The 20984-nt window shown below is 36.4% G+C and carries 21 protein-coding genes; 6 read left to right on the forward strand and 15 right to left on the reverse strand.

Translation table 11 applies throughout. The features are described from left to right. The first annotated feature begins 291 nt into the window (after window positions 1-291). Complete coding sequence (locus ACM26V_RS12655) at window positions 292-891, forward strand: biotin transporter BioY (protein WP_416147070.1); 600 nt, start codon at window positions 292-294, stop codon at window positions 889-891. A gap of 359 nt (window positions 892-1250) precedes the next feature. Here the strand turns inward: ACM26V_RS12655 and ACM26V_RS12660 are convergent, their stop codons facing one another. The 6 genes from ACM26V_RS12660 to ACM26V_RS12685 form a co-directional block, all read right to left on the reverse strand. Further along, entirely contained in the window at window positions 1251-1907 is a 657-nt protein-coding gene (locus ACM26V_RS12660; protein WP_416147071.1) for a hypothetical protein, read from the reverse strand. Window positions 1908-2079: 172 nt separating this feature from the next. Further along, window positions 2080-3423: a Na+/H+ antiporter family protein gene (locus tag ACM26V_RS12665; protein ID WP_416147072.1), complete on the reverse strand. Its 1344-nt coding sequence runs from the start codon at window positions 3421-3423 to the stop codon at window positions 2080-2082. Between the two features lie 239 nt (window positions 3424-3662). Further along, the gene (dctP, locus tag ACM26V_RS12670; RefSeq protein WP_416147073.1) at window positions 3663-4817 is read right to left on the reverse strand and encodes a TRAP transporter substrate-binding protein DctP; all 1155 of its coding nucleotides are present in this window, start codon (window positions 4815-4817) and stop codon (window positions 3663-3665) included. A 60-nt stretch (window positions 4818-4877) separates the two neighbouring features. After that, window positions 4878-6146, reverse strand: coding sequence for a TRAP transporter large permease (locus ACM26V_RS12675; RefSeq protein ID WP_416147074.1), 1269 nt, complete (start codon window positions 6144-6146; stop codon window positions 4878-4880). A 24-nt stretch (window positions 6147-6170) separates the two neighbouring features. Continuing rightward, the gene (locus ACM26V_RS12680) at window positions 6171-6695 is read right to left on the reverse strand and encodes a TRAP transporter small permease (protein ID WP_416147075.1); all 525 of its coding nucleotides are present in this window, start codon (window positions 6693-6695) and stop codon (window positions 6171-6173) included. A 600-nt stretch (window positions 6696-7295) separates the two neighbouring features. Then, on the reverse strand, window positions 7296-8537 hold the full coding sequence (locus ACM26V_RS12685; RefSeq protein ID WP_416147076.1) for a hypothetical protein: 1242 nt from the start codon (window positions 8535-8537) through the stop codon (window positions 7296-7298). A 341-nt stretch (window positions 8538-8878) separates the two neighbouring features. Here ACM26V_RS12685 and ACM26V_RS12690 point away from each other — a divergent pair, with 341 nt between their 5' ends. Then, window positions 8879-9355: a divergent PAP2 family protein gene (locus tag ACM26V_RS12690; protein WP_416147077.1), complete on the forward strand. Its 477-nt coding sequence runs from the start codon at window positions 8879-8881 to the stop codon at window positions 9353-9355. 152 nt (window positions 9356-9507) lie between these two features. Here the strand turns inward: ACM26V_RS12690 and ACM26V_RS12695 are convergent, their stop codons facing one another. The 3 genes from ACM26V_RS12695 to ACM26V_RS12705 form a co-directional block, all read right to left on the reverse strand. Continuing rightward, window positions 9508-10194 carry a 3D domain-containing protein gene (locus tag ACM26V_RS12695; RefSeq protein ID WP_416147078.1) on the reverse strand — a complete coding sequence of 229 codons (687 nt, stop codon included), beginning with the start codon at window positions 10192-10194 and terminating at the stop codon, window positions 9508-9510. A gap of 108 nt (window positions 10195-10302) precedes the next feature. Beyond that, entirely contained in the window at window positions 10303-10623 is a 321-nt protein-coding gene (locus ACM26V_RS12700) for a YuiB family protein (RefSeq protein ID WP_416147079.1), read from the reverse strand. A gap of 285 nt (window positions 10624-10908) precedes the next feature. Next, window positions 10909-12117, reverse strand: a complete 1209-nt coding sequence (locus ACM26V_RS12705) for an NAD(P)/FAD-dependent oxidoreductase (RefSeq protein ID WP_416147080.1) — start codon at window positions 12115-12117, stop codon at window positions 10909-10911. Window positions 12118-12578: 461 nt separating this feature from the next. On the opposite strand from ACM26V_RS12705, the gene ACM26V_RS12710 reads away from it, so the two are divergent. Continuing rightward, window positions 12579-13574, forward strand: coding sequence for an NAD(P)/FAD-dependent oxidoreductase (locus ACM26V_RS12710; RefSeq protein WP_416147081.1), 996 nt, complete (start codon window positions 12579-12581; stop codon window positions 13572-13574). Between the two features lie 510 nt (window positions 13575-14084). Here the strand turns inward: ACM26V_RS12710 and ACM26V_RS12715 are convergent. Continuing rightward, window positions 14085-14393, reverse strand: a complete 309-nt coding sequence (locus tag ACM26V_RS12715; protein ID WP_416151874.1) for a HesB/IscA family protein — start codon at window positions 14391-14393, stop codon at window positions 14085-14087. Between the two features lie 320 nt (window positions 14394-14713). Between ACM26V_RS12715 and mqnE the strand changes: the two genes are divergently transcribed. Next, window positions 14714-15808: an aminofutalosine synthase MqnE gene (mqnE, locus tag ACM26V_RS12720; RefSeq protein ID WP_416147082.1), complete on the forward strand. Its 1095-nt coding sequence runs from the start codon at window positions 14714-14716 to the stop codon at window positions 15806-15808. A gap of 58 nt (window positions 15809-15866) precedes the next feature. Here the strand turns inward: mqnE and ACM26V_RS12725 are convergent, their stop codons facing one another. Together ACM26V_RS12725 and ACM26V_RS12730 are read right to left on the reverse strand one after the other, a co-directional pair. After that, entirely contained in the window at window positions 15867-16103 is a 237-nt protein-coding gene (locus ACM26V_RS12725; RefSeq protein ID WP_416147083.1) for a hypothetical protein, read from the reverse strand. A 129-nt stretch (window positions 16104-16232) separates the two neighbouring features. Then, on the reverse strand, window positions 16233-16469 hold the full coding sequence (locus ACM26V_RS12730) for a YuzB family protein (protein ID WP_416147084.1): 237 nt from the start codon (window positions 16467-16469) through the stop codon (window positions 16233-16235). Window positions 16470-16716: 247 nt separating this feature from the next. Here ACM26V_RS12730 and ACM26V_RS12735 point away from each other — a divergent pair, with 247 nt between their 5' ends. Further along, the gene (locus ACM26V_RS12735; RefSeq protein ID WP_416147085.1) at window positions 16717-17787 is read left to right on the forward strand and encodes an NAD(P)/FAD-dependent oxidoreductase; all 1071 of its coding nucleotides are present in this window, start codon (window positions 16717-16719) and stop codon (window positions 17785-17787) included. 141 nt (window positions 17788-17928) lie between these two features. On the opposite strand, the gene ACM26V_RS12740 is transcribed toward ACM26V_RS12735, so the two are convergent. Next, window positions 17929-18246 (reverse strand): DUF1462 family protein, encoded by a 318-nt coding sequence (locus ACM26V_RS12740; protein ID WP_416147086.1) that lies wholly within the window; start codon window positions 18244-18246, stop codon window positions 17929-17931. A gap of 270 nt (window positions 18247-18516) precedes the next feature. Here ACM26V_RS12740 and ACM26V_RS12745 point away from each other — a divergent pair, with 270 nt between their 5' ends. After that, a complete protein-coding gene (locus ACM26V_RS12745) occupies window positions 18517-18753 on the forward strand; it encodes a NifU family protein (RefSeq protein WP_416147087.1) in 237 nt (78 codons plus the stop codon). Between the two features lie 58 nt (window positions 18754-18811). Here ACM26V_RS12745 and ACM26V_RS12750 read toward each other — a convergent pair whose 3' ends face one another. Together ACM26V_RS12750 and yutH are read right to left on the reverse strand one after the other, a co-directional pair. Further along, window positions 18812-19792: a 2-hydroxyacid dehydrogenase gene (locus ACM26V_RS12750; protein WP_416147088.1), complete on the reverse strand. Its 981-nt coding sequence runs from the start codon at window positions 19790-19792 to the stop codon at window positions 18812-18814. An 80-nt stretch (window positions 19793-19872) separates the two neighbouring features. Then, window positions 19873-20916 carry a spore coat putative kinase YutH gene (gene yutH, locus ACM26V_RS12755; RefSeq protein WP_416147089.1) on the reverse strand — a complete coding sequence of 348 codons (1044 nt, stop codon included), beginning with the start codon at window positions 20914-20916 and terminating at the stop codon, window positions 19873-19875. Between the last annotated feature and the right edge of the window lie 68 nt (window positions 20917-20984).

A 20984-nucleotide genomic window follows, 5' to 3' on the forward strand; every position in this document is an offset into this window, starting at 1 on the left:
ACTCCTTTCATTTATACTTTGTTTACACATTCACATAAATATCGTCCAAATGAATCTCTATTCATATCACCTATCGTATCATGCGATTAGCTCAGTTATTATCAAAACTAATGAACGGTCTGTGAATTCTTATTATCGATGATCAGATGATGACACTAGAGTGTTAACCCCTCAAAGAAAACAAAGTTATCCCAATCTACATTAATCAAGTTGACAATACCTATTCTTGCTTTTATGATATTGTTAACTATTATTAAATTTAAGTTAACATTATTAGAAAGGGCTATATTTATGCAAAACTCTAATCATTTTAAGATAACAGACCTTACTAAAGGTGCAATGTTTATTGCACTTATGGCTATTGGTGCCAATCTGACTGCTTTTATTACGATCGGTGTCGTCCCATTAACTTTTCAGACAGTGATCGCCATTTTAGCTGGTATATTATTAGGTAGAAAGCTAGCAGCATTTTCAATGATTGGTTATATATTAATTGGGCTAATTGGAGTACCTGTGTTTGCAGGCTTTCTTGGAGGCTTGCACAGAATTGCATCACCTAATTTTGGATTCTCGATATCTTTCATAATACTCGCTTATGTCGTAGGTGCAATCGTTGAGAAAAGCAAAAAGGAAAATGTATTCACTTATTACAAAGCTAGTTATATTGGTCTTTTAATTAATTATTTCATCGGAGTTCCATATTTATATCTTCATAGTTCAATTTTACTCGGATTCAACAGTGTCTCATTTTCAGCCATTACACTTGGGATGGGCCCCTTTTTCCTAAAAGATTTCGTCCTTGCAACGTTAGCCGCTATCTTAGCACCTTTAGTTATAAGAGCTATTTTTCGAACACCACATCCACAACAAAATTTCGTAGAAAAACCTTAAATCATCATTCGAGAAAGAAACTTCTACATATGAAGTGTACCGATGGAAGAATGATTAGCTACCATTAGAACACTATCTCAGAGAATATAAACTAAATGCAGAGTTAGCTCTCCCCATTTAACTTAACTTCATTTTCGGCAAAAACACCAATAATAAGTGATATCATATAAAATGATACTCTACCCATTGTTGGTATTTTTTATTTCTATTCTAAAACAAGCAAATAGAGCGGTCTACTGTTCACGCAAAAGAATCCACAATCTCATCATGGTTATCTAGACATTTCTTCAAAACACTTAGTCGGAGCAAAAACAACTATTAACTGAGACAATATTATCAATCAGTTATTGAAGCTATTACTAGCCATTCTTAGTCTCAATTCGATATTCTTTCATCTTCCATTCATTTTCTTCCTCTATAAATGTCATTTTGAAGGAAATCTTTTCAGATGGCGGATAACCTCTTTCTGAAAAGTGCTGACTACTATAATACTGATCCCCTTCATAAAATTGCACACTATAATCATTAACGTGAAGTACCAACTGATCTCCAACTTCGCTTAGTTTAAGTTCGTTTTTAGGAATAAGTTTTAATCCTGGATTTAATAAAGAGTCAGAGATAAAACTGTAATAACTTACCTTCTTACAATTTTGGGTTTCTTTCCTATTTTGTCTTGCTGCTTTAATATATTGTTGAATATCTTCTCCGTATATCAATTCCTCTTCCGTTGATTGATATAAAGCATCAATTACTTTTTCGGAGGCTGATTCAAGTAAGTATGGTTTCAGGAATTCTTCTACATCTGCTTTATTTGAAAAATATTGATTGTAATACATACCATCCAGCTCATCATGAAAACCGTATAATTTCTCAACTGCATCGATTGAAAAATAAAACTGGCTTTTTACAGCCCTCTCATCAAATGAAGTATTATGTATTATTGTAAACGTCAGAAGAATCATTAGAAAAGTGATAAAAGCTAATCTACTTATCGCAGTTTTTCTCATTTGTCTCATTTGCACCCTTTCGAAAAATAGATATCCTATTATTATTAGACGATAGAAAAAGTGATCTGTTTCATCATTTAATAAATTTGATACAACAAATGGGATTAAAACGCTCTACTCCTCTACTAACCCTATTATTTTGAACAAAAAAAGAGACCAATGAATCGGCCTCTTTTTGATCTTATAGTATAACCGCCGCAATCCAACCAAATATCAACAACGGGATATTAAAGTGTAAAAATGTCGGGATGCATGTATCCCAAATATGATGATGTTGTCCATCAGCATTTAATCCAGCTGTCGGACCCAAAGTGCTATCTGATGCAGGTGAACCAGCATCCCCTAAAGCTCCAGCAGTACCTATTAGTGCAATCGTTGCCATCGGCGAGAAGCCAATCGCTGCAGCTAAAGGTACAAAAATCGCAGCAATAATAGGGATTGTTGCAAATGATGAGCCGATCCCCATTGTGATAAACAGCCCAATAATGAGCATGATTATCGCGGCTAATGCTTGATTATTACCGATCCAACCTGATGTTGAATCAACTAAAAGATCAACATGCCCTGTTTCTCTAATCACTTCAGCAAAACCACCTGCTGTAATCATAACAAATCCGATAAAAGCAAGCATTTTCATTCCACTCGTCATTAACTCATCTGATTGATTTAAACTGAATTTCTTAGTTAGATGAAGGTATCCGAAATAAATATATAAAATAATTAATCCGGTAAGTGCTCCGAAAATCATCGAGTCTGTTTGAATCTGAAAAACAAATACAGTTATAATTGCCAAAAGCGCAACAGCAATTCCCGGAAATGAATAATTATATGATGGCGTTTCTTGATTTGTTGCTAACTCTTTTTGTTGATAGTTTCGATTTTTACGATAAGTGAAGAAAATTGCAAACAGCAGACCTATTACCATTCCTAACACTGGTAACAGCATGGCTGAAGGAACCATTGCCATCGTCACTTCCATACCACTTTCTTGCATATTCGTAACAACAATATCATGAAAAATAAGTCCGAAACCTGCTGGAATTAAAATGTAGGGTGCTTTTAACCCGAACGTTAAAGCTATCGCTACTGCTCTACGATCAAGTGCCAGCTCATTAAACACTTTTAAAAGTGGCGGGATTAAAATTGGTATGAAGGCAATATGAACCGGTACTATATTTTGTGAAAAACATGCGATCGTAGTAATAACAAAAAGTAAAAGAACTTTTGTCATTGTTTTTAAACGAGTGTCGCCTTCTCTACCGACAATTAGTATTGCTCCTTTTACCATTAAATTAGGAAGCCCAGTAAAGCTTATACCTACGGCAAATGCACCTAACATTCCATAACTTAGAGCAACACTGGCATTTGCCCCTAATCCACTTGTAAATATTTCAATTGTTTCAACAATCGATAAACCAGCCGTTAATCCACCGACGATAGCACCTGCAATTAATGCGATAACTACATGAATTCTCATTAAACTAAGAACGATCATAACGAGTACAGCTATAACAACAGCATTCATTTTTTTAAATCCCCCTCCATTACTTTATCCTGCTAAATTGATAACGTATGAAAACCTTACTTAATTTATCATTTTATAAATTCGCAGTCAATCCTTTTAGATAAAATTAAAAAAGCATTTTGGCAGGCATATACAATTTAGCCACAAATGATGGGCGCTCAGTTTTCGAAATATTACATACAAAAAAAGCCAGGAGCGCGAGGCTCCTGACTTTTTAAATCGATCACATAATTCTGATATTATTGTGCTGCTTCAATTTCTTCTAAAAGCTTATCAAGAATTTGTCCTGCATCTTCTCCGTTATTGTCACGGAAGAAGTCACGAACTGGTAAAGCTAACTCACGGAATGCCTCACGTTCTTCTTCAGAAAGGTGATAAACTTCCGTTGGGTTTTCAGTGTCTTCGTCGATAACAGTTAGAAATTCTTCATTTAATTCATCTTGAAGATCATAACCAACTTGACGCATTTCTTCTACTGTTTCATCAATCAACGCTTGAACATTTTCTGGAAGTCCATTATAAAAATCAGTATTTACAACTGTCATCGCAACGTAGTTGTTGTGATTAGAAACAGTCATGTGCTCTTGTACTTCATGGAAACCAGCATTTTCAATAAAGAAAATCGGGTTTTCTTGTCCGTTAACAACACCTTGGTCTAAACCTGTGTATAACTCGCCCCAATCCATTGCTGTTGGCTCTGCACCATAAGCTTCATAAGAGTTGTTAATTAATGGTGAGTTTTGTACTCGAATTTGGAAACCATCAAAATCATCTGGTGTACGCAGTTCTTGATTACCCGTCCACTGCATAGCACCTTCTGTCCAATAAGCTAACGGTGACATGCCGTGTTCTTCATATTTCTCACGAAGATCAACATTTAATGCTTCACTATCGTTAAGAATTTCTTGAGTCAAAGCAATGTCATCAGGGAACAAGAAGTGTAGGGCAAAAACTTGCGCTTCTTCAACCATTGTTCCTGTAAAACCAGGAGAAACGATTCCAAACTCTGTTGAGCCCATCATGAGCTGTTCAGCTTGGTCTACACCATCACCAAGTCCACCGTATTCCCATACATCCATCGTAATGTTACCGCCTGATTTTTCTTCCAAACGGTTTGCAAACTCTGCTGCATATTCATATTGAACTTCACCTTGCATTTCTTCCGTTACGAAATCCCAGTGGTATTCATCAATGTCACCAGCATCAGCGGTATTATTTTCATTATCCGCATCGTTGTTTTCGTTATTTACTTCTTCGTTTGCATTGTTTCCATTATTCTCATTAGCACCATTGTTACCATCGTTCTCGTTATTATCATCATTTCCTCCACAAGCTGCTAAAACTAAGCTTAAACTTACTGCTGTACTTACTAAAATACCTTTTTTCTTAAGCATATCTTATATTACCCCCATAAAATTTTTTATATTTGAAAGAATTTCTCATTCTCTCCTCTTTTATCTTATCAAGAAGAGTGAGATATCCTCAAACAATATGACTAAAATTGCTACAATAACTAACATGACAATGTATGGCGGTGTTCCTTTAATAACATCTAAATATGATTTATTAAAGACCGCACTTGCGGTAAATATATCCACCCCAAATGGTGGTGTCGCTGACCCTAATGCAGCTTGGAATACAATTACGACACCTAAGTGAATCGGATCTACGCCTGCTGCTACTGCAACCGGTGCAAATATCGGTGTCAAGATCAAGATAACTACAATTGGATCGACAAACATACAACCAATAAAGAAAAATAATGCAACGATAAATAATACAGTTAATGCCGTGGGATCAGGACCTAAAACAGCATCAGTTAATGTATGCGGAATTCTGGCGCGGTTTATCGCGACAGAAAATGCTTGACCAGCCGCAACTAATATAAATACAGCTGAAGTTACTAGACCCGTAGATAAAGCTATATTCGGTATATTTTGAATTTTTATTGATCGGAATACTAATAGTTCTAAAATAAGCGCATAGAGCACTGAAATTCCAGCTGCTTCCGTAGGAGTAAAATACCCCATATAAATACCACCGACGATGATAACAGGAAAACCGAGTGGTAATAATGCTTTCTTAGTAAGCTTTATACGGTCTGCCCACAATGTTTTTTCTACACGTGGAATGTTAAAAATCTTTGCGTGAATTACTGCATATGCGGCAAAGAAAAGAAATATTAAAATTCCTGGTCCTATACCTGCAATAAACAAGTCACCGACGGATGCATCTGCCACTAAAGCATATATGATCATCCCGATACTCGGTGGAATTAATAATGCTATATCACTTGCGTTAATAATAAGAGCAATTGCACTAGAATCTTTATACCCTAATTGAAGAAGTTTCTTACGCATCGGAGTTCCTACAGCTACTACTGTCGCCTGTGTCGAACCTGAAATGGAACCAAATAATGTACATGCCGCTGCGGTTGTTATTGCGTAACCACCACGTAAATGACCAACAAATGCACCTACGAAGTCGACTAATCGATTCGACGTTTTGCCTGTTGACATGATATCAGCTGCAAAAATAAACAAAGGTACAGCTAATAATGAATACGCAACAATCCCAGATCTCATTTGCTGAATCAGGATGTAGGGATCGATATTATCTAGGAAAAAAAAGATTAAAACCATTGCCCCTGCAGTCAAGGGAACCATCATAGGGAATCCCATGACCAATAACAGTACCATAACTACCAATATTGTCCATTCCATTATGATATCCTCTCTTTATTCATATTATTGTTCATCATAATCCTTTTTATCTTGGGCTAAGTAAACTTCTTCATTCACAATGTTTACCCACATATTTCTTAAAAACTGAACTCCACCAAGAAAGAATCCAATTGGCATAATCCCCACCATCATCCAATAAGGTATTTCTAGTGAAGAAGTCACTCTCGTTTGTCCTGCCGTATATTCATAAGCATAATAACTTAATACAAATAGCATTATTGCGGTTACTAAAGGATTAACAATCGAAAGAAACTTTTTGATTTTTTTTGGAGCCATGTCAAAAAATGCTGACATACTAATATGCCTTCCTTTTCTTGCAGCATAACTAATACCCACAAACGTAGCCATTATAATCGAAATCTCACTTATCTCTGCAGCAAATGACCAACTTCGCCCAGTGATTTGGCGATTAACAACATTTCCAAATGTCATAATCGAAATAATTATAATAGACCAACTAAGAACGATTACTTCAAATTTTATTAACAAGTTATCTAGAAAGCGAATAATCTTTTTGAGTACGTTCAACGTACATACTCCCCCTTGTTCCGATTTAACTCAAAAAACTGAGCTCCCGGTTTTTTGATAGTCTACCGTTATTATAAAGATTAAGTATTGCAAGCTATCGGATTCGTCAGCCCCATATTAAGGACCTACTGTAATTAAAACTGTCCTTTTGTTAGCTTCGTTATTTCCAAATAGATAGAGCTTGCTAAGTATCACAAATCGATTTCATATAACACCTTACTCATTTAAGAAAGTCGATCAGCTTCTAAGTATGAATTTTTATTGTCCCTCCTTCGATATTTTTGTTGTCAAATAGCTTAGTATAGTTATACTATGCCCCTTGTTCTAGAATAAACTATCAAATTTCCTATTAAATTTCCATTTTTCTCGTCTTTTCTGCTAGTAAATATCATAATGGAAACCTACTTTAAGCTCAAAACTCATTGTCGAACAAAAACGTTAATATTCTCCTGTTTATCGTTGTGAAGTCCTACAACCTTTTCACAATGGCTTTATCCTCTACTCAACTTTCATTACGAGCTTAATTAGGTATTTTGTAATGATTATTCAATTCCCTAACTTTGATATTTTTAAACACTTTTATAGATTCTGTCGTTTTTATCACACAATTCCTCCATTATACTCACGTTGAATTCTCATTAATGTTTTAAGTATAAAAGGTGTTTCATGTTGTAACATATAATGCGTCTGGTATTTACCTTTATTTAAAGTCGAATAAAGAGTCTCAATATGAAACCAGGGCGTTGGAGAAGCTGATTCACCTACTTGCATTAACTTCTCTAGATCAGTTCCCTTAAATAACGTAAGATCCCGATTATCGTACGGGAGCATCCAACAACCTTCGTTCGTCTCAACATTCCACATTTTTTGTAAATTCTTATCGTTAGTAATTACAAAAGTATACCCTCCTCCTATTGTAGTTGATAAATTTGGCGATAAAGATGCTAAACTCACGATAAGACTTGCATTTTCTTGCTTTGCAAAGCGAATTGAATCGATTAGTCGTGAGTGCTGACTTTCCACTGCCGAATCGTTAATTTGTACATCGCCATTTAATAGTCTTATGAACTCATTTCCTTTATTATCACTCACATCTATCGTGATTGGACAAACAACAGATATAGAAATCGGAAGTTTTTTTCTCCATATTTCTTCGAATACAGAAAAGGCAAGCAGCGCACCTACCCGGTCCGGATAAACCGACTGATTGTATTGACGATTGTTTGTTATATGTTCGACTTTTGTATTTATTCCTCCTGCCGCAACTAAAAAAAAGTTGAATTCATTTTCTGTTTTTACTGTTGGTACGTAGTCCAACTTCACGAATACCGGAGTCATTTTAGTTTGATCAGATGAAGACAGAATACCTCCCATTCCAAGTGAATGGATGTCATCAGTATCAAAAATATCAGAACTGACACCTTGCAAATTGGCTAATCGATGAAAAACGGTTAGGATTTCTTCACCATTCATTAGTTCGTAGGGACGCTCAAGTAACATTTGGTTCTCTGAAACCTTTTCTGCTACATACTGCACTTCTTTGTGAATCTGTTCATATTTATTGTTTTGATCTTCCTCAGCAAAAATAAAAGTCAATTGCATAGCTAAGGAAGAGGAATAAATATAGGTGTAATAGCTATTTAACATTTCTTCATATGCTTGATAAGGCATTTCTTTATATTTGGTAATCATCGATGGCCAATAAACGGTTAATTTCTGCAACCGATTTTGGTATGCATGTTCAGCAAGCTCCTGCCCAATGTTGTTATATAACGATACATCGTTAGAGTTTTTTCTGCCCAAACCAATGACATAGATATATTCAACGTTTGTATCTTTCATATATATTGGAAGACAATGAACTGACCCTTCGTTACCCCAATATTGATGGGTTTGGAGCCATCTAGAAATGGGAACATTAAATGTATCTTCAATCCACTGGTAAATGTCACTACTTGATTTTTCTCCAAGAAATCGTCCTATTACCAGTGCTTTTCTGTCGTTACTATCAGAAAAAAACTCACGAGATTCAATGATCTTGACCCCTCCTTTGAGAAATTAATTCTTCCTAGGCCTTGGTTTATGTTTCTGATTAGCTAGAGGGAAGATATGTTATAATGAAGAATACTACAAAATATAATAAATGAAAACAAAGTACATCAAAGAAAGGATATATATCGCGAATGGAATTAATTAACAATTTCCCATTATGGGCTGCACTATTTTCAATTGCTTTTGCCCAATTTATTAAAGTTCCGCTACAATACGTAGCTTCTAGAAAATTTGACTGGACACTTCTCACAAGTACTGGCGGCATGCCCAGTTCTCATTCAGGTGCAGTAACAGCTCTCTCAACAGGTATAGGATTGGAACATGGCGTCGATTCACCATTTTTTGCAATATCTGCTGTGTTTGGAATCATTGTCATGTTTGATGCAACCGGTGTAAGACGTCATGCCGGTGAACAAGCTACCGTCATTAATCGCCTTGTTACAGACTTCAATAAAGCTGTAAATGAAATGAAACATTGGCCAGAAAAAAAAGAACAAGAAAAAAGAAAAGAACTGAAGGAACTACTAGGTCATCAACCAATAGAGGTATTTTTTGGTGGACTGTTAGGAATCATTCTCGCTTTTACTCTTCACGCCATGATATTTTAATTTTTTCATTCTTAATTTGCACCAATCTCCACTCGGTACTAAACAAAAAGTTGCTGCCGGATTTTTCCGTTCAGCAACTTTTATTATAAGCACAATCTATTTTCATTCTATTTAAAGAGCAGATATACTGACATGTTAATTAATTGACCACACTATGATGCTCGATCTGTCGGTCTAAACTCACTTCTATACGTTTGAACTTCCTCTGCTTCATTTAATTTTATGAGATCTTCTTCTGTAATTCGACCGTTACCTTCTTCAATCACAAAAACCTCAACCGATTTTTTCCCCCATAAATTAAACACATCTTCGACAGTTTCATAATATAAATCAATCTTATTTCCTTTAATTGCCGAACCAATATCTGCCACAACACCATATCCATACCCAGGTATAAATAAAACTGTTCCAATCGGAAAAATATCAGGATCGGCAGCAATCGTGGAATAGAGATCACGTTTAACTTCTACACCTGAATACGTTATGCCATATAGTGGATCTCCCTCGACTTTCCCAGTTGATTCTTTGCCAGCTGTATAGCCAGTAGCGGTTACCTCTTGTGATGGGTATTGCGACCAATCCATGGCGTCCTCTATTTTTTCTGATTGCCTTTTAGGAGTATACGTCAGCTGCTGTGGTTCAACTGGTTCCAATGTCGTTTCTTTATCAAAAGGTCTATCAGACATTGCTTGCATCGTATTTTCAAATTGATAATCGTTCCACCATTCTTTTAACTGATTTGGTGTTAAATTAGTAATCGTCATGTACGTTGCAAAAATTGCACCTATGAACAACCCGAAAATAACAAACCGCTGTATTTGTTTTTTAAAGAAAGTCATTAGCAACACTCCTCATCCACAAAGGATAACCACTGAGCAATGTTTTTATACTTATATAAATCGTCATATTTTGAAATTCGCAAAGAAAAAAACCCTCCTAAGGAGAGTTTAAAACATTTGATATCCTCTTTCTCTTAACATCCTATTGGCAATTCCTGATAAAATAGCACCAACCATTCCAGCAACAAGGATAATAACATCTGCGAACGCAAGCGAAAGGACGCTACTCCATAATTCTGAAAACGAAGAGGCTGTATTTGTAAAATAACTTATAAATCCAACTTGGTCAACCATGAATATAACGACGACTGGATATATTACTGCCATAGTCCAAGTTGAACGAAGCAGCATATTTAAAATAAAACCAATTCCAAAAAATAACACGAAGTAAAGCAATGTAGCAATAATTAGTTGTGGTATATTCAACACGTTTTCTTCACCCCCATAAGGTCAAACTTTAGTTTACTGAATTAAAGAGAAAACGTCAACGACAACGGTTTAAACCCTAATCCAAAAAATTAATTCCCTCATTTATATGTATACATTTTAATACTTAAATTATAAGGACTTGCCTTGTCGCAAAGTCCTTCATGGTGAAAGCCTTAGTTTATCTTATACTTCAACCCTTTAGTAAAGTTAAATATTCTTAAAGTACAAAAAATGCTAACTAAGAAAAGACGGATCTAATCTTAGTTAGCACCTTTACTTATAATTTTAAAAAAACTTTAACTTTCCTTTTTTCAAGACTAAAGGCATTCCACCTAGAAGGAAAAGGTAACGATTATCAATGATTTTCTTTACTGCTGAGGCAGAGTTACCATATAATTTTCTTTCTCCCACAATACCAATCGCTTCTTTGCCACCAAGGGAAGCAACCGTTCCTTTGATATCTGGTTTAAATTCTTCCATTTCTGTTTTACCAGCAATCAATGCTTTTAGATTATTAGAACAGGTATATGATTGTTGAATTGCAATTTGCGCTGTTGGTGGATACGGACGATTAATTTCTTCGTTAATGATGAGTGCACAGTCACCAATAATAAACGTATCATCACTTCCAGGAACACGAAGATCGGATTCAACTTTCACACGTCCTCGCATCGTTTCGTAACCAGAGTTTTCGATGATTGAATTCCCACGAATTCCTGTTGTCCAAATAACTGTTTGTGCTTTTATCTCTTCACCATCTGCAAGTAAGACTCGACCATCTTGGACTTCTTTTATTGGCGTATTGATTTTAAACTCAACGCCACGACTTTCCAATAGGTTCATTGCATATTCAACTAATTCTTCGTCAAACCCAGGCAATGCTGTAGGTGCCGCTTCTACAGAGTATACTTTCACTAGTTCACGATCAATGTCATATTCTTTACAAAGCTCTGGAATCCGTTCTGATAGCTCACCGACAAATTCAATTCCGGTAAAACCAGCTCCAGCAACAACAAATGTCAATACATCATCACTCTTCTCGTCTTGTTTGTTATAACTTGCAAACATATATTCAATATGTTCACGAATAAGTCGAACAGAGTTGACACTACGAATCGCAAAAGAATGTTCTTCTACTCCTGGTATGCCAAATGTTTCCGGCTCGGACCCAAGTCCAATAACGAGGTAATCGTAATCCAATTCACCATCTTCAAGAATGACTTTCTTTTCGTCTCTTTTTATTTCCACGACAGAATCTTTTACAAAATTAATTTTATTCGTATCAACGACACTGTCAATTTTCATTCTTGTTCGATCGTGGTGCATCGTTCCTGCTGCCGGTTCATGCAACCATGTCGTTTGGTAATGATAATTGTGTTTGTTCACTAAGGTAATTTCCGCATCTCGGTAGGCTGTCGACTTTTGCAATCTTGTTGCCGTCATCATTCCACCGTAACCAGCACCTAAAATGACTATTCTTGGTTTTTTGTTCATTATTTCCCACACTCCAATTTGATATTATTATTCTCCATTTTTCCCATTACATCTAAAAATCACGCTTGATATTCTTTCCATTTGAATAAAAGTTTGTGATTTATTTCACGTATCAGGGTATAAAAAATCCAGATAATTGCAAATTATATAAATAGTAATATTGCCACAGAGAATATGTTTTATTTCCTATCTCATCATATGACTTATGTGGACATTTTTCAACTGTTTTTTATCTATTTTGTGAACTTTTCTTACAAATACTTTTAAGGATTAGTTATATATTAATCTGATTCCTTGTTTTGGAAAAATTTAAACTTAATATATATAATAAAGCTAAAGATATTATTTTGTGATTTATTTGATTTCTTCGTTAATTCATAATGAAGTCTTTTCTTCCCTTAAGTTAATGCTTATAATATATAATGAGACCGTTGTATATTTTAATATTGGAGGTGTGACGTTTGTCAGAAGAAAGAGAAATTTATGATATTACGATCATTGGGGGTGGCCCTGTCGGATTATTTACTGCTTTTTATGGTGGTTTAAGACAGGCTAAAGTAAAGTTAATTGAAGCTATGCCTCAATTAGGTGGACAGTTATCAGCGCTCTATCCTGAAAAGTACATATACGATATCGCTGGTTTTCCAAAAATACGAGCGCAAGAATTAGTCGATAATTTGGAAGAGCAAGCAAAGCAATTTGATCCTACTATCGTTTTGGAAGAGGCTGTGGAAAATGTCGAAAAAGGCGACGACAACATTTTCACATTATCAACAGATAAAGGAAAGCACTATACAAAAACAATTATCATTACAGCAGGAGTAGGCGCATTTAAACCACGTCGGTTAGATATCGACGGTGCCAAAGAATTTGAAGGAATAAACCTTCATTATTTTGTAAGTGATTTAAACAAATTTGCGGGAGACCGGGTTGTTTTAGCAGGCGGTGGAGATTCTGCTGTTGACTGGACATTAATGTTAGAAGATATTGCTGAAGAAATTACGATCGTTCATCGCCGAAATAAATTCCGTGCTCATGAACACAGCGTAGAGCAACTCATGGGCTCAGATAAAATTACTGTTCGTACTCCTTATGTTGTGAGCGAACTACATGATGATGGTAAAAAAATTACTGCAGTTACACTGAAACAAAAAGATGGCGACGAAACGCACAAGGTTGATATTGACACATTAATAGTTAATTACGGATTTATTTCAAACCTCGGCCCTATAAAACAGTGGGGATTAGAGTTAGAAAAAAATTCTATTATGGTTAATTCAAGTACAGAAACAAATATTCCTGGTATTTATGCTTGTGGAGATATTGCTACGTACGAAGGGAAAGCTAAGTTAATCGCTTCAGGATTTGGCGAAGCGCCAACTGCAATCAACAAAGCAAAAGTTTATATTGATCCTACAGCAAGTTCGACAGCTGGACACAGTTCAAGTCTATTTTAAATTAGTGATGTCACTTTGGATTTCAATCCTTCGATATATTTAAAACCGAACCATATAATATATGGAACGGTTTTTTCTTTTTGGCAAATTAAATAGGGGGAGTTCGAATCCCGGTTGCTCTTGTGCCCCTTCTTTTCTGAATCTGCTCGCTTTAGGGCACAAGCCGCTCCTTCTTGTGCCCCTTCTTTTCTGAATCTGCTCGCTTTAGGGCACAAGCCTCTCCTTCTTCTTACCCTTCTTTCCTGAATCTGTTCGTTTTCGGTCACATGACGCTCCTTCTTGTGCCCCGTTCCTCGCTTCAATAAGCAGTCCGCTCCCTTAGGACAATCCCAAAATTCCAACTCACCATTTCCTCTCCATTAGAAAAACTAAAACTTTCGCCAAGTCATTCTGGCGAAAGCCTTAGTTTATCTTATACTTTAATCCTCGTTAGCGAAGTTACACATCCTTAAAATATAAAAAAACAGTCTCTCTTCAAAAAGAGAAACTGAATCATTAAACGGTCTAGTTTTAGCAATCTTCAGGTGTTCCTGCATTCGTGGCTGTTCGAAATGATGATCCACAACCGCATGATGCAATCGCGTTCGGGTTATCGAGTGTAAATCCTCCACCCATCATGTTTTGCTTATAATCGACTTTCACTCCATCAAGCATTGATAAACTTTCTTTATCAACTAAAACGGAAAGACCTTCTATTTCTAACTGCTTATCTTCCTCACCAATTTCGGTTTCAAAACCCATTCCGTAAGATAAACCGCTGCAACCTCCACCTTGAACACCAATTCGAAGGTACTTTGCATCTTCTTCACCAGCCATCATTTCTTTCACTTGTTTTGAAGCAGCTTCTGTAATTGTTAGCAAGCTTATCCCTCCTATCTATCTTAACTATATCTCCATTATAACGATTAAATCCTATATCTTCAAGAAAGGTAAACCACGTGAACCGATTTACATTGGTTGATCTCTTTAAACGCTTGTAAAACTGTTTGACCAAACTCTCGTTATAAGTTAGTTCTGTTTGGCATAGTCCTCAAAACAATGATAAGATAAAGGCAGTTTTACAATAATAAAGATGCATTACTTAGACATTCAGCCATGCTGAATCCAAGATAAATATTTAATAAAGGTAGGGGATGGGAATGAGTTCGATTTTACTTGACGAAGATTTACAAGAAATCAAAGATAAAATAACTCGTGGTGAAAGATTATCGATTGAAGATGGGTTGAAGCTCTATGAAACAACTGATCTCTTAACTGTGGCACAACTTGCAAATCAAGTGAATGAACGTAAGAATGGGAAAAACGTATATTTCATACAGAATATGTACATTAACCCTACGAATGTATGTGAAGCAAGTTGTACTTTTTGCGGTTTTAAGCGTAAACCTGGAGAAGAAGGCGCTTATACGATGGATGAAGAGGAATTATTAAAATATGTTAAGGATCGTTGGAATGACAATATTCGTGAGTTTCATATCGTTGGCGGTCATAACGTAGAAGTTCCTTTCGATTATTATTTAGATACGATCCGTATACTGAAAAAACATTATCCTCAATGTACTGTCAAAGCATATACAGGCGCTGAAATTGAGTTTTTTGCAAGACATGCAGGCCTTACAATGAAAGAAGTTCTTGAACAATTGATTGAAGCTGGACTAGATACTCTGCCCGGCGGTGGAGCTGAAATTTTAACCGAGCGTTACAGGGCAAAAATGAGCCCTGACAAAGCATCTACGTTCGAGTGGCTCGAAGCTCATGAGTTGGCCCATGGACTCGGTTTAAAAACACACGCAACCATGCTTTACGGATCCATTGAAACGAAAGAAGAACGATTAATTCATATGGACAGACTCAGACAACTTCAAGATAAAACAAATGGATTTATGGTATTTATTCCATTAGCTATGCAGCCAAAAAGTACAGGCGCTGGAATTAAACGTAGAACATCTGCTTATGACGATTTGCGTACCATCGCGATTAGTCGTCTAATGCTTGATAATTTTGATCATATTAAAGCGTATTGGATTAACATTGGACCACAACTAACGCAAATGGCCTTATCATTTGGTAGTTCTGATATTCACGGGACTCTTATTGAAGAACGAATTTCTCACTCGGCTGGTGCCCTTACCTCTCAAGGTTTAACGAGAGAAGAGCTGATTTACCTTATTAAAGGTGCGGATAAAAATCCTGTTGAACGGGATACTTTCTATAACGTTATCCAAAAATATTAAACATAAAAAACGAAGTCCCAACACGGGACTTCGTTTTTGCATCTATACTAGATTTATTCTAGCGAAGTTTTTCATTTGTCCAGAAATAATCATCGTCTGCTTCAAGGATGATCATTGTTTTTCGACAACAAGGCATATTTGCTCTGACCTTGAACCCTTCTTTTGCTTTTTCGAGTGCTGCATTTGAAAGATGAACGAGTATGTTATCTTCAGAGCAATAAGGGCATGTTGATAAATAAATATCGCCCATTTGTTTTTCATACGGCCATGTGTGGTCAAAAGGAATTGGTCTCATGTCAGTTCAAAGCCTCCACTTAATTTCGATTACGTTGTTCCTTCTATGCTAAGGTAGTTGTTTCGTTTAAACAAGCGAAATCACTCAAATCAAAAAAAGTCGGCATGATTATGCATGCGCGACTCTAAGTTAAAACATTGGATTTTCATCTAAAAATGTATAAATATTTTTTAACAAATCATCGTTTGTATCGCCTGTGACAACCTCACCATTTACTAGAGCAAAACGGTTTCTCGCACATTGCCCACAAAAACTTAAACATCCGTATTCAATGACATCAAGGTCAGGATCTTTTTCAAGCTCTTCCATTACTTTTTGCGTACCACTTGCTAAGTTACTCACACAAAACTCTATAATTGGTTTCATTTATTTTTCACCTCAATATTTAAGAAAACTCACTCCGTATATGCTACCTTCAGGTTTTATAGCTGTCAACTCTTCTAACTTTAAATTATTGCAATGAAGGTGTGGTTTGTCCATTGTAGAATTAGCGAAAAGCTGATATATTAAAAAAGTCATCAATATGTCACTAAATTATTGTAGCAAAATATAGTATACGTTTGATCTAGCAGATCGTTTGCTCTGCTTTGAACGAATAAAGGGGGATTATCCCGTGCGAAACCTGGTTATTTTAGGTGGAGGTTACGGAGGGCTTCGAGCCATTCAAAAACTTTTAAACGAAAAAGATGTAAAAGAAGTATCAATTACTTTAATTGAGAAAGAAGCTTATCATAGTCTTAAAACGGAATTTTACGCGTTAGCAGCTGGAACGGTTGCTGATAAACAGCTTAGAATGTCATTTCCTAATGATATTCGTTTAGAATTAAAATTTGACCAAGTAAAACACGTCCACTTAAACGAGAATAAAGTCGAGTTAGCTAATGGCGACGATATTTTTTACGACGATTTAATCATAGGTTTAGGTTGTGAAGACAAATACCACGGTGTCCCTGGGGCAAAAGAAAATACGCTAAGTATACAAAGTATGCGCAGAGCAAGAAAAACATATCACGTCTTGCAAGGTGTAAAACCAAACGGGAAGGTAGCTATTGTCGGAGGTGGTTTGAGTGGCGTCGAATTAGCCAGTGAGTTAAGAGAGAGCAGACCTGACTTAGAAATTCTTTTATTTGATCGTGGTGAAAATATCTTGTCGATGTTTCCAGCAAGACTTTATAACTACGTAACTGACTGGTTTATTGAAAACGACATCACGATTGTCAACCGTGCGAACATCACAAAAGTAGAGTGGAACGTCCTGTATAATCATGAAGAGCGTATCGAAACTGATGCGATTATTTGGACTGCCGGTATTCAAGCTAATAACATTGTACGAGAACTCGATGTAGAACACGATCATATGGGAAGACTTATCACAACAATCCACCACCACCTTCCTGGGTACGATAACGTGTTTGTTGTCGGTGACTGTGCAGCATCCGCTCATGCACCTAGTGCACAATTAGCCGAAGCGCAATCCGAACGTGTTGCAATGTTGCTTAATAGAAAGTGGAGTGGAAAACCTTATCCTGAACAAATGCCTAAAATTAAATTAAAGGGTGTTCTAGGTTCTTTAGGGAAAAAACATGGCTTTGGTTTTATGGGAGAGAAAGCAATGACAGGAAGAGTACCTCGTGTACTGAAATCTGGCGTGCTTTGGATGTACAAGAATCATTCTGGTCATTAATATAACATCTTACCCAAACATTTTTACAAAAACTTGGCTTGTCGCCAAGTCCTTCATGGCGAAAGCCTTCGTTTATCTTATACTTTAACCCTTTAGCGAAGTTAAATATTCTTAAAGTATAAAATTAAAATAGCACCGCCATCAGGTGCTATCTCCCATCAATTCTTCAATTTTTTTATAAATGATTGGCAGCCTAGGGTTGCCCTCAGAAATAACATCACCATTGATGACGACAAGTGGATAGAAGTATTCATCTTCCAAAATCTTATTAGAAAAAGATTCCTGCTCCTCGGTTATTGGAGAATCAATATCACAATAAATGAACTCAATCGAGTATGCAGGAAATTTTCTATTAATAGCTGCCTCTAGCCATTCTTTGGTTTCTAACGCACTTGGTAAATGAATGCAACTGACACATTTCTCTTTCGCCCCATAAACAGTTATTTCAATTAATTTCACTCTCACACCTCCCTAACCTTACCTCACCACTATTTTATCATTGTTTCACTTCTAATGAATGATTTTACTATTAACACCATATACACATTATTTTATTGGAAAAACTCAGGTTATCTTTCAGCCAAAAATGCCTAGACCATAGTGTTTTCAAGACTTTATCATGCTATTAACCGTAAAAAAATAATCCAAAAGGACAAAAAATAATTGCTTATCATGGATTTTTTCTGTGAAGGATATTATAATGAATGTAAAGAAAGGAGTGTTTCAATTATGGCAACAGAAACAATGGATTCTCAAGTTCAAGAGGTGCTCGATAAATTACGTCCATTTTTACTTCGAGATGGAGGGGACGTTGAACTAGTAGATATCGAGGACGGAGTAGTGAAAGTACGTCTCATGGGTGCTTGCGGATCATGCCCAAGTTCAACAATTACGTTGAAAGCTGGGATTGAGCGCGCTCTCTTAGAAGAAGTACCAGGAGTAACAGAATTAGAACAAGTATTCTAATTTAATCACACATGTAAAGGGAGATGCAGCATCGTTGCATCTCCCTTTTTTTATTATTTTATTTAAACACTTCTTCATTTACAATCGCTTCAGGCTTGTCTCCTCTTAGAACATGAGCAATATTCCTACTAACCAACGAGGCCATTTCATGACGTGTCTCATCACTCGCACTTCCGATGTGCGGGAGAGCAACAACATTTGAAAAACGAAGTAACGGATGATCCACGGAAATAGGTTCCTCGCGATAAACATCCAGTCCCGCTCCGGCAATGATTTCTTCCGATAGTGCTTTAATCAAATCCTCCTCAACGACAAGGCCACCTCTAGATGCATTGATAAAAATCGCGGACGATTTCATGCTTTGGAAAACTTCATAAGTAAATAAATCTGCTGTCTCTTCTGTTAAAGGAGCTAAACAGACGATATAATCCGAACGTTCAATTAATTCATCAAAACCAACATAACTTGCACCTAACTTCGTTTCAGCCTCTATATTACGTGAGCGATTATGATACAGAATTTCCATATCAAACCCTGTCGCTCTTTTGGCAACGGCCGATCCGATTCTTCCCATACCAACAACACCAATTGTTTTATGATGGATATCTGTTCCCGCCAAAAGCAGTGGCGCCCAATTTTTCCAATTTCCTTGTTTGACATAGTCAACAGCTTCAACAACTCTTCTTCCCGTAGCCATAAGAAGTGCGAATGTTAAGTCTGCGGTCGTATCTGATAATACATCAGGTGTGTTACAAACCGCGATTCCCCTTTCTGAAGCAGTTTTCACGTCAATATTATCGAAACCAACTGCTAAATTTGCTACAACCTTTAAATGGGGTGCTTGATTAAGTAATTCTTCGTCAATTTTATCGGAAAGCATTGTGTAAAGCCCGCTCGCTATTTTTGCTTTTTCCAATAATAATTCCCTAGGTACTGGAATTTCCTCTTCTGGCCATACTTCTACTTCGGCCACAACTTTTAAAGCAACCAAACTTTCTTCTGGTACTTGTCTTGTTACGAACACAAATGGTTTTCTCATCGTTTAATTAGAGCCCCTTTCACAACTAAATGTACGTCCCTACATGTACAGTATACAGCAGATATTCAAGTCAAAAATTGTTATTTTTTCGCTAACCAATGAGGAAAGAATTCGTTTGGTATTAAAAAGAACTTTGAAATATGGTGGAGCAATGTCTCATACTCCTCTGCCTGTGTAAAAAGGGACATCAAATCCTCCTCCATTACGGACTTTCTTCGTTCATCCACCGAACGATAATATGCTTCGATTAGGTCAAAATAATGGACAGGGAACATGATTCTTGTGACAACAAGAATAGCATCATGGTTTTTCAATGGACGAATCATTTGATAACGATGTAAAAATCTTTCAATCCGCTTTATTTTTTGTGCAAACGGGATTGTTTCTGTACAAATATGACGAAGATATTCAGCTACGTCGCGGGAAAAATGATCATAAACAAAATCAGCTGGTACTTTATAACGGGCTACTGCTTTCTCGTCAAGTGTTATCCAACTTCCTTCGTAAAACCGACGATGACAAATTGTATTTCCTCTTCCCTCTCGAATTGAAAAAGGGTCATTTAACTGGGTATCGACAATCATTTGAATCGCATTTTCAGTAACTGTTAAAAAATATGGAAATGTAAGTAAAAACGATTCATCCATCTCGCTTTTATAATGTTCTTGCTGTTTATGAACATACCATTTTTCAAGTTGATCTAGTCTTTTCATCCATCGATTTTTCCATGACAGCCATGTCCCTTGCCAGACTGAAGATGTCGGCTCAAAATGTTCTCCACGCAGGTGAAATCTTGCTAAGCGTTTCCCAATCGACCTTTCCGTTTCATTCGAATTTCGGTTAATTTGCTCATCTTGAAATTGGTAAATGATCGCCTCTTGTCCATCAATAATTGTCCTCTCATGCCCTGAAGTAGATTTAAGTGGAGTAATAATATCGGGTTCTTGCTGAGTCATTAAAAATTGTGTCATTCTCTCCTGCTCTAAGATTCTTCTTTTATCTAGTGAAGCGATATTGCGTAATAAATAATGATTTCCGCTCCCTTTAATGATCATGTCATCGCCAATATTCAGTGCCTGTTCCAAATCAATTTGATAATGCTCATATAATTCTCTCTCTAACACCGATTATTCGCCCCTTTCTCAGCACACTTTGCTTTAGTGTATGATTAAGATGCCCATTTTGTTCCTTC

The sequence above is a fragment of the Salipaludibacillus sp. HK11 genome (assembly GCF_047795645.1).
Classification (GTDB): Bacteria; Bacillota; Bacilli; order Bacillales; family Salisediminibacteriaceae; genus Salipaludibacillus.